The sequence below is a fragment of the Micromonospora sp. RTP1Z1 genome, from assembly GCF_033804685.1.
In the GTDB taxonomy this organism is placed as follows: Bacteria; Actinomycetota; Actinomycetes; order Mycobacteriales; family Micromonosporaceae; genus Micromonospora.
This window is the reverse complement of sequence record NZ_JAPFQV010000022.1, coordinates 32,053-45,412: the sequence shown is the minus strand read 5'-3', so window position 1 is coordinate 45,412 and position 13,360 is coordinate 32,053. Positions and strand designations below refer to the sequence as shown.

Annotated in this window: 11 protein-coding genes; 9 read left to right on the top strand and 2 right to left on the bottom strand. The window is 74.4% G+C overall.

The window, feature by feature from the left end; all coding sequences use genetic code 11:
• The first annotated feature begins 191 nt into the window (after positions 1-191).
• From SLP03_RS13620 to SLP03_RS13605, 4 genes are read left to right on the top strand one after another with little or no spacing between them, the layout of a single operon-like run.
• Positions 192-938: a response regulator transcription factor gene (locus SLP03_RS13620; protein WP_319460982.1), complete on the top strand. Its 747-nt coding sequence runs from the start codon at positions 192-194 to the stop codon at positions 936-938.
• Complete coding sequence (locus tag SLP03_RS13615; protein WP_319460942.1) at positions 916-2,421, top strand: ATP-binding protein; 1,506 nt, start codon at positions 916-918, stop codon at positions 2,419-2,421. The genes SLP03_RS13620 and SLP03_RS13615 overlap by 23 nt, the downstream gene beginning before the upstream one ends.
• 45 nt (positions 2,422-2,466) lie before the next feature.
• A complete protein-coding gene (locus SLP03_RS13610) occupies positions 2,467-4,821 on the top strand; it encodes a glycosyltransferase family 39 protein (RefSeq protein WP_319460941.1) in 2,355 nt (784 codons plus the stop codon).
• 3 nt (positions 4,822-4,824) lie between these two features.
• Positions 4,825-6,054 carry a glycosyltransferase gene (locus SLP03_RS13605; protein WP_319460940.1) on the top strand — a complete coding sequence of 410 codons (1,230 nt, stop codon included), beginning with the start codon at positions 4,825-4,827 and terminating at the stop codon, positions 6,052-6,054.
• Positions 6,055-6,061: 7 nt separating this feature from the next.
• Here SLP03_RS13605 and SLP03_RS13600 read toward each other — a convergent pair whose 3' ends face one another.
• Complete coding sequence (locus SLP03_RS13600; protein WP_319460939.1) at positions 6,062-6,907, bottom strand: arginase family protein; 846 nt, start codon at positions 6,905-6,907, stop codon at positions 6,062-6,064.
• 36 nt (positions 6,908-6,943) lie between these two features.
• Between SLP03_RS13600 and SLP03_RS13595 the strand changes: the two genes are divergently transcribed.
• The gene (locus SLP03_RS13595) at positions 6,944-7,624 is read left to right on the top strand and encodes a helix-turn-helix transcriptional regulator (protein ID WP_319460938.1); all 681 of its coding nucleotides are present in this window, start codon (positions 6,944-6,946) and stop codon (positions 7,622-7,624) included.
• A 21-nt stretch (positions 7,625-7,645) separates the two neighbouring features.
• Here the strand turns inward: SLP03_RS13595 and SLP03_RS13590 are convergent, their stop codons facing one another.
• Complete coding sequence (locus SLP03_RS13590; RefSeq protein ID WP_319460937.1) at positions 7,646-8,041, bottom strand: VOC family protein; 396 nt, start codon at positions 8,039-8,041, stop codon at positions 7,646-7,648.
• Positions 8,042-8,224: 183 nt separating this feature from the next.
• On the opposite strand from SLP03_RS13590, the gene SLP03_RS13585 reads away from it, so the two are divergent.
• The 4 genes from SLP03_RS13585 (at position 8,225) to SLP03_RS13570 (ending at position 13,332) form a co-directional block, all read left to right on the top strand.
• On the top strand, positions 8,225-8,374 hold the full coding sequence (locus SLP03_RS13585; RefSeq protein ID WP_165439974.1) for a hypothetical protein: 150 nt from the start codon (positions 8,225-8,227) through the stop codon (positions 8,372-8,374).
• Positions 8,375-8,391: 17 nt separating this feature from the next.
• The gene (locus SLP03_RS13580; protein WP_319460936.1) at positions 8,392-9,801 is read left to right on the top strand and encodes a methyltransferase; all 1,410 of its coding nucleotides are present in this window, start codon (positions 8,392-8,394) and stop codon (positions 9,799-9,801) included.
• Positions 9,794-11,839, top strand: a complete 2,046-nt coding sequence (locus SLP03_RS13575) for a sulfatase-like hydrolase/transferase (protein ID WP_319460935.1) — start codon at positions 9,794-9,796, stop codon at positions 11,837-11,839. The genes SLP03_RS13580 and SLP03_RS13575 overlap by 8 nt, the downstream gene beginning before the upstream one ends.
• 209 nt (positions 11,840-12,048) lie before the next feature.
• A complete protein-coding gene (locus SLP03_RS13570; protein ID WP_319460934.1) occupies positions 12,049-13,332 on the top strand; it encodes a citrate synthase in 1,284 nt (427 codons plus the stop codon).
• Positions 13,333-13,360 lie beyond the last annotated feature (28 nt).

Genomic DNA, 13,360 nt, shown 5'->3' with positions numbered 1-13,360 from the left:
GTCGGACCTGTGGCCACGCTGTGCGTCGGCCGTCCCGGGCGGGGTCGGGGCACCGGACGCGCCGGGGCCGGCAGGCGGCATGCCGACGCCGGGACGCCGAGGTGGGGCCGCGTACCTCCCGGCCGCGCCGCACAGCTGGTACACAGGATTGGGACAGGCCCGGTACAGCGGGGTGGCCCACGATGGGGGACATGGTCATGGAGGGGCAGGCCGCGCAGGGCCGGATCGAGCTGCGCCGACCCGACGGCGAACCGGTGCGGGTGCTGGTGGTCGACGACGAGCCGACGCTGACCGACCTGCTCTCGATGGCCCTGCGCTACGAGGGCTGGCAGGTTCGCAGCGCGGGCAACGGGATGGCGGCGCTGAGCACGGCCCGGCAGTTCCAGCCCGACGCGGTGGTGCTCGACGTGATGCTGCCCGACCTGGACGGCTTCCAGGTGTTGCGCCGGCTGCGCGAGCAGACCCCGACCGTGCCGGTGCTCTTCCTGACCGCGCGGGACGCGGTGGAGGAGCGGATCGCCGGGCTCACCGTCGGCGGCGACGACTACGTCACCAAGCCGTTCAGCCTGGAGGAGGTGATCGCCCGGCTGCGGGCCCTGCTGCGCCGCTCCGGTTTCGCGGTCGCCACCCGGGAGGACGCCGTGCTCACCGTCGGCGACCTCAGCCTGGACGAGGACAGCCACGAGGTACGCCGGGGCCGTGACCTGATCACCCTCACCGCGACCGAGTTCGAGCTGCTCCGCTACCTGATGCGCAACCCGCGTCGGGTGCTGAGCAAGGCGCAGATCCTCGACCGGGTCTGGAACTACGACTTCGGCGGCCAGGCGAACGTCGTCGAGCTCTACATCTCGTACCTCCGCAAGAAGATCGACGCGGGCCGTGCGCCGATGATCCACACGCTGCGCGGCGCGGGGTATGTCCTCAAGCCCGCGGAGTGACCCTCCCGGGCGGCTGCGGCGCCGGCTGGCCGGCTGGTCGTTGCGCCGCCGGCTGGTGCTCTCCGTGGTGGCGCTGCTCGCCCTGGTCAGCATCGGTATCGGCGGGCTGACCACGGTCGCCCTGCGACACTTCCTGATCGCCCAGGTCGACGACCAGATCACCGCCGGCGACCGCCGGCAGCAGGACCTCCCGCCGTGGTTCCGGGAGCAGCCCGAGTGGACCCGGACGGCGGATCAGCAGCGGGCCCTCGATCCCCCGCCCGGCTTCCCGCCAGAATCGGTAGCGGTCAAGGTGGTGGCCGGCCAGGTCGTGTCGAGCCGGATCCGGACCACCGCCGGACCGGCCGAAGACGTCCCGGCCGGCGAGGTGGCCCCGCTGACCCGGCAGCCCACGGACGGGCAGCCCCGCACCGTCGACCTCGGTGACCGGGGCGACTACCGGGCGGTGGCCCGGCAGGTGCCCGACGGGGACATCCTGATCTTCGCGATCCCGCTCGCCCGGTTGCAGGAGACGGTGATGTGGATGATCCTCGCCCAGGCCGGCGTGGTCACCGCCGGGCTGATCATCGCTGGCAGCCTGGGCGCGCTCATCGTCCGGGCCACCCTGCGCCCGCTGAACCGCGTCGCCGCCACCGCGACCCGGGTCACCGAGCTGCCCCTGGACCGGGGCGAGGTGGCGCTGTCGGTGCGGGTGCCGGAGGCCGACACCGACCCGCGTACCGAGGTGGGTCAGGTGGGTGGGGCGCTCAACCGGATGCTCGGCCACGTCGCCGCCGCGCTCGCCGCGCGGCAGGCCAGCGAGATGCGGGTACGCCAGTTCGTCGCCGACGCCAGCCACGAGCTGCGTACCCCCCTCGCGGCCATCCGCGGGTACGCCGAGGTGGCCCGGCGCGGCCGGGACCGGGTGCCGCCGGACGTGGCCCACGCGCTGCGCCGGGTGGAGTCGGAGAGCACCCGGATGACCAGCCTCGTCGACGACCTGCTGCTGCTGGCCCGGCTCGACTCCGGCCGGCCACTGGCGGCCGAACCGGTCGACCTGACCGCGCTGGTCGTCGACGCGGTCAGCGACGCGCACGTGGCCGGCCCGGAGCACCGCTGGCAGCTCGACCTGCCCGACGAGCCGATGGCCGTGACCGGGGACGCGGCCCGGCTGCACCAGGTGGTGGCGAACCTGCTCGCCAACGCGCGGGTGCACACCCCGCCCGGCACGACCGTGACCACCCGGCTGTCCCTGGTCGCCGGCGGGGTCGAGCTCAGCGTCGCCGACGACGGGCCGGGCGTCCCACCCGACCTGCAGGAAGAGGTCTTCGAGCGGTTCGCCCGCGGGGACAGCTCCCGGTCCCGCGCGCACGGGAGCACCGGCCTGGGTCTGGCCATCGTGGCCGCCGTGGTGGAGGCCCACCACGGTCGGGTCGACGTGGTCAGCCGCCCCGGCCACACGGTCTTCACGGTGTGGCTGCCGGATTCCACAGCCGACGCATAGGTCGTTCACGGGGCCGGGCCAGCGGGCCGCCCGAGTCTTGCCGGCATGGACAGAACAGAGAGCGTGCTGACCGCGCCCGCGACCAGGTCACCCACCGCGGCGAGCACCGCTTCGTCGCCGCAGCCCACCGCGGTCGGACCCGAACCCGCCCGCGTCGACGGCGACCGACCGCCGCCCGAGCCCGCTCCGGGCCACCCTCGCTGGGCGCGGCCGGCGCTGCTGGCTCTCCTGCTCGCCACCGGACTGCTCTATCTGTGGGGCCTCGGCGCCTCCGGCTGGGGCAACTCGTTCTACTCTGCCGCCGTGCAGGCGGGGTCGGAGAGCTGGAAGGCGTTCTTCTACGGCGCGTCCGACGCGGCCAACTCGATCACCGTCGACAAGACCCCGGCGTCCCTCTGGCTGATGGCGCTCTCCGTCCGGATCTTCGGGCTGAGCGGCTGGTCGATCCTGGTGCCGCAGGCGCTGGTCGGCGTCACCTCCGTCGGCGTCCTGTACGCCACCGTCCGCCGCTGGTACGGCCCGGTGGCCGGGCTGCTCGCCGGCGCGGTGCTCGCGGCGACCCCGGTGGCCACCCTGATGTTCCGGTTCAACAACCCCGACGCGCTGCTGGTGTTCCTCCTGGTCGCCGCCGCGTACGCCACGGTGCGTGCGGTGGAGACGGCGAGCACCCGGTGGCTCGTGCTGGTCGGCGCGCTGGTCGGATTCGGCTTCCTCACCAAGATGCTCCAGGCGTTCCTGGTGATCCCGGTCTTCGCCGGGGTGTACCTGTTGGCCGCGCCGACCGGGCTGGGGCGGCGGATCCGGCAGTTGCTGCTGGCCGGGCTGGCCGTGGTGGTCGCCGCCGGCTGGTGGGTGGCGGTCGTCGAGCTGGTACCGGCGAGCGCCCGTCCCTACATCGGCGGGTCGCAGCACAACAGCATCCTGGAGCTGACCCTCGGCTACAACGGCCTCGGCCGGATCACCGGCAACGAGGAGGGCAGCGTCGGCGGCGGCCCGATGGGCGGCGGCGGTCCGTTCTCCGGGCAGACCGGCTGGCTGCGGATGTTCGACACCGAGGTCGGCGGCCAGATCTCCTGGCTGCTGCCGGCCGCGTTGATCCTGCTGGTGGCCGGCTTGGTGGTGGCCGGCCGGGCGGCGCGGACCGACCGGCGGCGGGCCGGCCTGGTGCTCTGGGGCGGTTGGCTGTTGGTGACCGGGCTGATCTTCAGCTTCATGTCCGGGATCTTCCACGCGTACTACACGGTGGCGCTCGCGCCTGCCGTCGGCGCCCTGGTCGGCATCGGGACCACCCTGCTGTGGCGGGAGCGCACCGCCCCGGTCGCCGCCGCCCCCACCCCGGCCGGCGGGTACACCCCGGCCACCTCGGCCGGCCCGGTCCCGCCGCTCGCCGGCACCCCGGTCGCCCCGTCGCCCGGCCGGTCGGCCGCGCCCGCGATGCCGCCGGCCGCGTCCGGTGCCGCGCCTGCCGACGCGTCGACCGCCTCCGGTGCGGACCCGGCCCGCGACGCCACCGGCGGTGTCGACCGGCCCGCCGCTCGGCGGCCCGCCCTGGCCGCCACCGTCGCCCTCGCCGTCACCCTCGCGGTCACCGCCTGGTGGTCGTGGCGGCTGCTGGGCCGCAGCGCCGACTGGCACCCCTGGCTGCGCACCGCCGTGCTGGTCGTCGGGCTGGCCGCGGCCGTGCTGATCGTCCTCGCCGACCGGCTGCCGCGCCGGGTCGCCCCGGTGGTGCTCGCGCTCGGCGCGGCCGCCGCGCTGGCCGGGCCGGTGGCGTACTCGCTGAACACCGCGTCGACGCCGCACACCGGCGCGATCCCGACTGCGGGGCCGTTCGTGCAGGGCGCCTTCGGGCCCGGCCGGGGCGGCTTCCCCGGCGGCCGGCTGCCCGGTGGCAGGGAGTTCCCCGGCGGCCAGTTCCCGGGCTTCCCGGGTGGCGGCCAGAACGGCGGGACCGGCCAGAACGGGCAGTTCCCGGGCTTCCCCGGCGGCGGGCAGGGGCAGATCCCCGGCGGCGACGGCCGCGGCGGCGTGGGCGGGCTGCTCGACGCCCGGGAGCCGAGCGCCGAGATGAAGTCCCTGCTGGAGGCCGACGCCGACGCCTACGCCTGGGTGGCGGCGGCAGTCGGCACGAACAACGCCTCGGGCTACCAGCTCGCCACGCGGCAGCCGGTGATGGCCATCGGCGGCTTCAACGGCAGCGACCCGTCGCCGACCCTCGCCCAGTTTCAGCGGTACGTCGCCGACGGGAAGATCCACTACTTCATCGGCGGCGGCGGGTTCCGGGCCAACGGCGGCAGCTCCGCCTCCGAGGAGATCGCCTCCTGGGTCGCCGAGAACTTCACCGCGAAGACCGTCGACGGGGTCACCGTCTACGACCTGACCAGTGGAAAGCAGGGCTGAGCGATGACCTTTCCGAGTGCTCCCCGGGCGCCGGTGCAGGCCCGGCCGACGACGCCCATGGCGGTGCTGGACGTGGTGGTGCCGGTCTACAACGAGGAGGCCGACCTCGGTCCCCGCGTGCGGCGGCTGCACGCCCACCTGACCGCGCACTTCCCGTACCCGTTCCGGATCACGGTGGCGGACAACGCCAGCGTGGACGGCACCCTCGCGGTGGCCGAGGCGCTCGCCGCGCAGCTGCCGGAGGTCGGGGTGCTGCACCTCGACGCCAAGGGCCGGGGTCGGGCGCTGCGCGCCGCCTGGGCGGCCTCTCCGGCGCCGGTGCTGGCGTACATGGACGTGGACCTCTCCACCGACCTGGCGGCGCTGCTGCCGTTGGTCGCGCCGCTCATCTCGGGCCACTCGGACCTGGCCATCGGCACCCGGCTGGCGCGGACCAGCCGGGTGGTCCGGGGCGCCAGGCGGGAGGTGATCTCGCGCGGCTACAACCTGCTGCTGCGCGGCACCCTCGCGGTGCGCTTTTCCGACGCGCAGTGCGGGTTCAAGGCGATCCGCGCCGACGTGGCCGCCGGGCTGCTGCCGCTGGTGCGGGACACCGGCTGGTTCTTCGACACCGAGCTGCTGGTCCTCGCCCAACGGGCCGGCCTGCGCATCCACGAGGTGCCGGTGGACTGGGTGGACGACCCGGACAGCCGGGTGGACATCGTCGCCACCGCCCTGGCCGACCTGCGGGGCATCGGCCGGCTGGCCGGCGCCCTGGTCACCGGGGCGCTGCCGCTGGCGGAGCTGCGCGCGCAGCTCGGCCGGGCGCCGCTGACCGCGCCGCCGGCGCAGGTACCGGTCGGGTTGCCCCGGCAGCTCGCCCGGTTCGCCGCGGTCGGGGTGGCCAGCACCCTGGCGTACCTGGTGCTCTTCGTGGCGACCCGGGGTGCGCTGGGGGCACAGGCCGCGAACCTGTTGGCCCTGCTGGTGACCGCGGTGGCCAACACCGCCGCGAACCGCCGGCTCACCTTCGGCATCTCCGGGCGCCGGCACGCCGCCCGGCACCACCTCCAGGGGCTGGCCGCCTTCGTCCTCGGGCTGGCGCTGACCAGCGGGTCCCTCGCCGCCCTGCACGGCGTGACCGCCGAGCCGCCCCGCCCGGTGGAACTGGCGGTCCTGGTCGCGGCGAACCTGGCCGCCACCGCGCTGCGGTTCCTGCTGCTCCGGCTGGGCATGCATCACCGTCGCCCCTGACCAACCATCAGCAGGCGAGAGCGGTCGCGAGGACCTCGACGAGACGCGGCGCGTGGCGCCCGTCGGGGTCCTCGTCGGCGTTGAAGTCGGCCACGCTCATCCCGAGCAGTCGTTCGGACCGGGCCAGCGGTCCGACCAGCGCGAGCAGGTCGTCCCAGTCGAGGCCGCCCGGCTCGGGGTAGGTCACCGCGGGCAGCGCACGCGGGTCGAGCACGTCGAGGTCGAGGTGGAGCCAGGCCGGCGCGGACCCGTCCGCGGCCAGCTCCCGGCCGACCTCCGCGGCGCCGCGTCGCCGCAGCGCGGGCGCCGGGAGCTGGACCACCCGGGGGTCGACCCGGCCGGCCTCCCGCCGGCTCGGATCGTCGTAGGGCGGGCGGTGACCGAGCAGCCGGACCTGCGCGGGGTCGATCAGCGCCCGGCCGAACAGGTCGGGGCCGTGACCGGTGAGGGTGGACAGCTCCATGTCCGCCCCTTCGCCGGTCTCCGACGTCCGGCCGTCGAAGAAGTCGACGTGACCGTCCAGGAACCACAGGCCAGTACCGGCGGGCAGGCCGAGGAAGACGCCCAGCAGGATCGTGCAGTCCCCGCCGAGCACCAGCGGACGGTCTCCGGCGGCGCGCACCCGCGCCACCCCCGCTGCGATCGCGCTGCTCGCCCGGCGGACCTGTGCGGCGCCGATCAGGCCGGTGGCCGGGTCCCGCCGCGGATCGTCGATCCGGGCGTCGACCGCTCCGCCGTCCCGCGCGTCGAGCCGCTCCAGCAGGCCGGCGGCCCGCAGCGCGCCCGGCGCGCGTTCCTCGCCCCGGCCCCGCCCCGAGGAGTCCAACGCCGCGTCCAGCACCGTCCATCGCACCGCCGCAATCTAGCCCGGGCGTGGCAGGCTGGGCGGATGTACCGGGAGTTCCCCGCCGGCCTGCCCGGCGCGGTGCGCTGGACCAGCGTCAGCGGCGGCGCGCCCACCCGGGTGTTGCCGGACGGCTGCCTGGACCTGCTCTGGTCCAGCCGGTCCGGGCTCCTCGTCGCCGGCCCGGACCGCACCGCGTACCTCACCGACCCGACGTCGGGGGAGCGGTGGCTCGGGCTGCGGCTGCCACCGGGCATCGGTCCCGCCGTCTTCGGCGTCCCCGCCGACGAGCTGCGCGACCGCCGGGTTCCGCTGGACGCGCTCTGGGGCCGGGCGGCGACCGACGTCGCCGAGCGGCTGGGCGAGCGGCCGACCGCCGGCGGGCTGGAGGCCGTCGTCGCCGCCCGGCTGGCCGCCGCCGGAGGGCCGGACCCGCTCGGCGTACAGGTCGCCGCCCTGCTCGCCGCCGGGACCAGCGTCACCGCGGCCGCCGCCGAGGTCGGCCTCGGCCCGCGCGTCCTGCACCGACGCAGCCTGAGCCTCTTCGGGTACGGCCCGAAGACCCTCGCCCGCATCCTGCGCATGCAGCGGGCGTTGGCCCTGGCCCGCGCAGGTACGCCCCTCGCGGAGGTGGCTGCCCGCTCCGGCTACGCCGATCAGGCCCACCTCACCCGCGATGTCCGGGAGCTGGCCGGCGTTCCACCCACCCTGCTGTTGAAGAGCTGACCCGTCGACCCCGCCCAGCGATCACGGGTTCAGGGGCGCGAACAGGTCCACGCCGTTGCCGTCCGGGTCGTGGAGGACCGCGTACCGCTGGCCCCAGAAGGCGTCCCAGGGCGCCAGGTGGCCGTGGTGTCCCGCCCCGGTCAGCTCGGCGTACCAGCGGTCGACCTCGGCCGGGTCGGCGCAGCGGAACGCCAGGCTCACCCGAGGACCTCCGGTGGGTGCTGTCCAGTGCGGGTCGAAGCTGCGGATCATGTCGACCGCGTCCCACGCCAGCCGGATACCGCTGTCCAGGGCGACCTCCACGTGCGACTCGCGCTCCGCGCCGGGCGGGATCGCCAGCCCCAGCCGACGGTAGAAGTCCAGGGTGCGCGCCATGTCGGTGACCGCCATGCCGATGAGGTCGAAGTGAGGTGTCATGGCGGTCACGGTAGGGGCGGACGGGGCCGGTCGTCTTGAACGGAACGGACGTGGGCCCAGTGACCGGTGTGGCCTTCACGGCCGGCTGGCGCCGCGTACGGTGTGCAGGAGACAAGTCCGGCTTTAATGGCTAAATGCCTCAGCGTGGCCGGCCTCCATGACGGCGAGGGAAGGGAGCAGCCGGTGATGCACCTGGCCTACCTGGACGCGGGGTCCGGCAGCCTGATCGTGCAGGCGGTGGTCGGTGGGGTGGCCGGAGCGGCGGTGGCGGCCAAGCTCTACTGGCGCCGGCTGGTAGCCCGGTTCCGGCGTCAGCCCACCGACCAGCGTTGACCGGGCCGGCACCGGCGATGACCCGACCCGACACCGGCGTCCGGCTCGACCCCGGATCCTTCCGCGACCCGACCAACCGGGTCTTCCAGCGCGACGGTGAGGTGCTGCGCGGCCTCGACCACCGGGCCACGCGCGACTGGCGGGCCCTCGCGGCCAGCGGGTTCTTCCGCGCTTTGCTGGCCGAGGAAAAGGTGTGCGGCACCGAGGAGGTCGCCGCGACGCCGCCCTGGTCCGCGGTGCTCCGGCACGACCGCATCCCGTACGTCTCGCACCCGTACGAATGGTCGTTCGGGATGCTGCGGGACGCCGCGCTGCTGCACCTGGAGATCCTGCGCGCGGGGCTGGAGGACGGGTTCACCACCAAGGACGGCTCGGCGTACAACCTCCAGTGGCGCGGCGCCGCGCCGGTCTTCATCGACGTCGGTTCCTTCGAGCCGCTGCGCGAGGGCGAGCCGTGGGCCGGATACCGGCAGTTCTGCCAGACCCTGCTCTACCCGCTGCTGCTCCAGGCCCACCTCGGCGTGGACTTCCAGCCCTGGCTGCGCGCCCGGGTCGACGGCCTCGAACCGGACCAGATGCGCCGGTTCTTCGGCGGCGCCCGCCGGTTGCTGCCCGGCGTGCTGACCCACGTGCACCTGCACGGCGCGATGCAGCAGCGGCATGCCCGCTCCACCACCACCGACGTGCGGGCCCAACTGCGCGACGCCGGGTACTCCCGGGAGCTGGCGTCCGCGACCGTGCGTGGCATCGAGAAGCTGGTCCGCCGGCTGGACCGCCCGCCCGGCGGCAGCCACTGGTCGGACTACCAGCGCACCTGCGGCTACTCGGCGCAGGACCGGCTGGCCAAGGAGCGGTTCGTCGAGGAGGCGGTGGCCGGCGCGGGCACGCCGGCGCTGGCGCTCGACCTGGGCGCCAACGACGGCCGGTACGCCCGGATCGCCGCCCGGCACGCCGGGTACGTGGTCTCGGTCGAGCAGGACCCGGCGGTCGTCGACGCGCTCTACCGGGCGCTGCGGGCCGAAGGGGAGCGGCGGATCCTGCCGCTGGTCATGGACCTGGCCGACCCGTCGCCCGGCGGCGGCTGGCGCGGCGTCGAGCGGGCCGGCTTCGCCGACCGGACCCGGGCCGACGTGGTCCTCGCCCTGGCCCTGGCGCACCACCTGGCCATCGGCCGGAACGTGCCGCTGGGGGAGGTGGTCGACCAGTTCGCCGGGCTGGGCGCGCCCGGCGCGACCCTGGTGGTGGAGTTCGTCCACCCCGAGGACCCGATGGCCCGCCGGCTGCTGGCCAACAAGCCAGACGGGCTCTTCCCCGACTACCGGCGGGACGCGTTCGAGCGGCTGCTCGCGGCGCGCTGCCGGATCACCCGCCGCTGGGAGCTGCCGTCCGGCACCCGGACGCTCTACCAGGCGGTGGTGGATGGCTGAGGGCACGCTCGCGCCGCCCGACGTCCGACCCGTACCGTCCGCCCCGGCGCGACCGGGTCGCCCATGGCGGACGGAGCTGGGCCGGTTGCTCGAAGTGGTCGCCCTGGTCGGGCTGGTCGTCACCCAGCCGCTGCTGGACGTGCTCGGGCGCAGCCCCGACTTCTTCCTGTTCCACGGCGCCGGGCGGGGCGAAATCCTGCTCCTGGTGGCACTGATCGCGATCGTGCCGACCCTACCGTTCGCGCTGCTCGGCGCGGTCAGCCTGGTCGCCGGGCGGGTCGCCCGGGCGGCGGTGCACACCCTGCTCGTCGGGCTGCTGCTGGCCGCCCTGGCCGTCCAGGTCGGGCGGCACGGCACGCCGCTGCGGGGCGTACCGCTGCTGCTGGTCGCCACCGTGGTGGGCGCGGCCGGGGCGGCCGCGCACCGGCGCTGGCGGGCGCCTGGCCGGGTGCTGCGTTTGGCGGCGCTCGGACCGCCGGTCTTCGTCGGCCTGTTCCTCTTCGCCTCGCCGGCCTCGGCGGTGGTGCTGCCCCGCGCCCACGCCGGCGCCGCCGGGGTGGCCGGCCCGGGCGCCCACCCGCCGGTGGTGATGATCGTCCTGGACGAGCTGCCGCTGGTCTCCCTGCTCGGCCCCGACGGGAAGATCGACGCCACCCGCTACCCGCACTTCGCCGAGCTGGCCCAGGGTTCCACCTGGTACCGCAACGCCACCGGGGTCAGCGGCTGGACCCCGTACGCGCTGCCGGCCATGCTCACCGGCCGCTACCCGGCCGAGCCGCTCGCCCCGCACTACTCGCAGTACCCGGACAACCTCTTCACCGCCCTCGGCGGGCTGTACGACGTCAAGGCCGAGGAGAGCATCACCCGGCTCTGCCCGCCCAGCCGCTGCGAGCAGCCGTTCGCCCCGGAGCAGGGGCTCGGCGTGCTGGTCCGGGAGAGCCGCCGGCTGCTGCGCCAGGTGACCGCCCCGGTGGACAGCCGGATCGACCCGGAGAACTCCTATCGGGAGCTGACCCGCGCCGAGGCCGGGCTGGACGCGGCGGAACCGGTCCCGGCGGACCCGAAGTTCCGCTGGGACACCCTCGACGACAACCAGCCCGCCCGGTTCACCAGCTTCCTGGCCGGGCTGCGGCCGTCGCCCCGCCCCACCCTGCACTTCCTGCACCTGCTGATGCCGCACACGCCGTGGGCGTACCTGCCGTCCGGGGCGCACTACGCCGCGCCGGAGGATCTGCCCAACGACGGCGCCGGCTGGGTGGACCTGGCGCGGCAGCGGCACCTCGCCCAACTCGGCTACACCGACCGGCTGATCGGCGAGACGCTGCGGACGCTGCGCGCCACCGGCCTCTACGACAAGGCCCTGATCCTGGTCACCGCCGATCACGGGGTGAGCTTCCGCAAGGACTGGCAGGGCCGGGGGATGGACGCCATCAACCACGCCGCCGACCAGGTGGCCTGGGTGCCGATGTTCGTCAAGGAGCCCGGCCAGCGCGCCGGCCGGGTGGACGACCGGAACTGGGAGCACGTCGACCTGCTGCCCACCATCGCCGACGAGACCCACCTGAAGATCCCCTGGCGGATGGACGGGCGGTCCGCCCGGCAGGCCCCGCGCGAGCGCGCCGACAAGCGCTTCTACGACCGCCCGGGCCAGCCGGTGACGATCACCGGCGGGGTGCCGTCCCCGCCGGCCACGCCGGCCCCGAGCCCGCTGCTCGGCACCCACGTGGGGGAGCGGCCGGCCGGCGGTACGGCGAAGGTGGCGAACCTCGCCGCGTTCCGCGCCGTCGACCCGGCCCACGGGGAGCTGCCGGCCCTGGTCTGGGGCACCGTGCCCGCCCCCGTGCCGGACGGGACGATGCTGGCGGTGGCGGTCAACGGCACGGTCGGCGCGGTGGTCGCCGTCGTCCCCGCCGACCGGGGCGGACGCCGTTTCGCGGCGTTCGTTCCCGACGACCGGCTCTTCGCCGCCGGGCCGAATCGGCTGGACGTCTACCGGGTGGCCGCCGACGGCACCCTGCGCCGCCTCACGCTTTCCTGAGCACGCTCCCAGCCCGGCCGGACCCGTCCTCGCCAGCCCCCGGGCGGCGGGTCCGGCACGCCCCCGCACATGGTTTCCGAGCCGGCAGGTCGGGAATCGGGTGACGCATACCTCACCGCGGAACCACGACCAGCGGTGTCCCCAAGACCGCGATTACGGTAAAAGCGAAGGCAACTCAACGAAGATCTTGCCGGCGAAGCGAGGAACACATGACGGAAGTCAAGCTCGACCACCCCGGTGGGCAGCTGTCGATGCCGGTGCAGTCCGCGGTCGAGGGCCCCGCCGGCATCCGGATCGGCAAGCTGCTCAGCGAGACCGGGATGACCACCTACGACCCCGGTTTCGTCAACACCGCGTCCTGCTCGTCCGCGATCACCTACATCGACGGTGACGCGGGCATCCTGCGGTACCGGGGGTACCCGATCGAGCAGCTGGCCGCGAAGTCCTCCTTCCTGGAGGTCTCCTACCTGCTGATCTACGGCGAGCTGCCGACCCAGCAGCAGCTGGGCGAGTTCAGCGAGCGGATCCGCCGGCACTCGCTGCTGCACGAGGAGATGCGCCGCTTCTTCGACGGCTTCCCGCGCGACGCCCACCCGATGGCCGTGCTGTCGTCGGCGGTCAGCGCCATCTCCACCTTCTACCAGGACAGCCTGGACCCGTTCGACGCTGAGCACGTGGAGATGTCCACGGTCCGGCTGATGGCGAAGGTCCCCACCATCGCCTCGTACGCTTACAAGAAGTCGATCGGGCAGCCGCTGCTGTACCCGGACAATTCGCTGGGCTACGTGGAGAACCTCCTGCGGATGACCTTCGGCGTCCCGGCGGAGCCGTACGAGGTCGACCCGGTGATGGCCCGGGTGCTGGACATGCTGTTCATCCTGCACGCCGACCACGAGCAGAACTGCTCCACCTCGACCGTGCGGCTGGTCGGCTCCAGCAACGCCAACCTCTTCGCCTCGGTCTCGGCCGGCGTGAACGCCCTCTTCGGCCCGCTGCACGGCGGCGCCAACCAGGCCGTGCTGGAGATGCTCCAGCAGATCAAGGCCGGTGGCGGCGACGTCCGGTCCTTCGTGCAGAAGGTGAAGGACAAGCAGGACGGCGTGAAGCTGATGGGCTTCGGCCACCGGGTCTACAAGAACTACGACCCGCGCGCCGCCATCGTGAAGAAGGCCGCGCAGGACGTGCTGGGCCGGATGGCGAAGCCGGACCCGCTGCTGGACATCGCGATGGAGCTGGAGGAGATCGCGCTCGCCGACGACTTCTTCGTCTCCCGCCGGCTCTATCCGAACGTGGACTTCTACACCGGCCTGATCTACAAGGCCATGGGCTTCCCGACGAAGATGTTCACGGTGCTCTTCGCCCTGGGCCGGCTGCCCGGCTGGATCGCCCAGTGGCGCGAGATGATCAACGACCCGGAGACCAAGATCGGTCGCCCGCGGCAGATCTACACCGGCTACCCCGAGCGCGACTACCCCCCGGCCGCGGAGCGCTGAGCCGGTCCTGATGACGAAGGCCGCCGAC

Bases quoted from the DNA above. Each gene is read 5' to 3' on its own strand.
- SLP03_RS13620 (WP_319460982.1), top strand. From the start codon at position 192: ATGGTCATGGAGGGGCAGGCCGCGCAGGGCCGGATCGAGCTGCGCCGA.
- SLP03_RS13615 (WP_319460942.1), top strand. From the start codon at position 916: ATGTCCTCAAGCCCGCGGAGTGACCCTCCCGGGCGGCTGCGGCGCCGG.
- SLP03_RS13610 (WP_319460941.1), top strand. From the start codon at position 2,467: ATGGACAGAACAGAGAGCGTGCTGACCGCGCCCGCGACCAGGTCACCC.
- SLP03_RS13605 (WP_319460940.1), top strand. From the start codon at position 4,825: ATGACCTTTCCGAGTGCTCCCCGGGCGCCGGTGCAGGCCCGGCCGACG.
- SLP03_RS13595 (WP_319460938.1), top strand. From the start codon at position 6,944: ATGTACCGGGAGTTCCCCGCCGGCCTGCCCGGCGCGGTGCGCTGGACC.
- SLP03_RS13590 (WP_319460937.1), bottom strand. From the start codon at position 8,041: ATGACACCTCACTTCGACCTCATCGGCATGGCGGTCACCGACATGGCG.
- SLP03_RS13580 (WP_319460936.1), top strand. From the start codon at position 8,392: ATGACCCGACCCGACACCGGCGTCCGGCTCGACCCCGGATCCTTCCGC.
- SLP03_RS13575 (WP_319460935.1), top strand. From the start codon at position 9,794: ATGGCTGAGGGCACGCTCGCGCCGCCCGACGTCCGACCCGTACCGTCC.
- SLP03_RS13570 (WP_319460934.1), top strand. From the start codon at position 12,049: ATGACGGAAGTCAAGCTCGACCACCCCGGTGGGCAGCTGTCGATGCCG.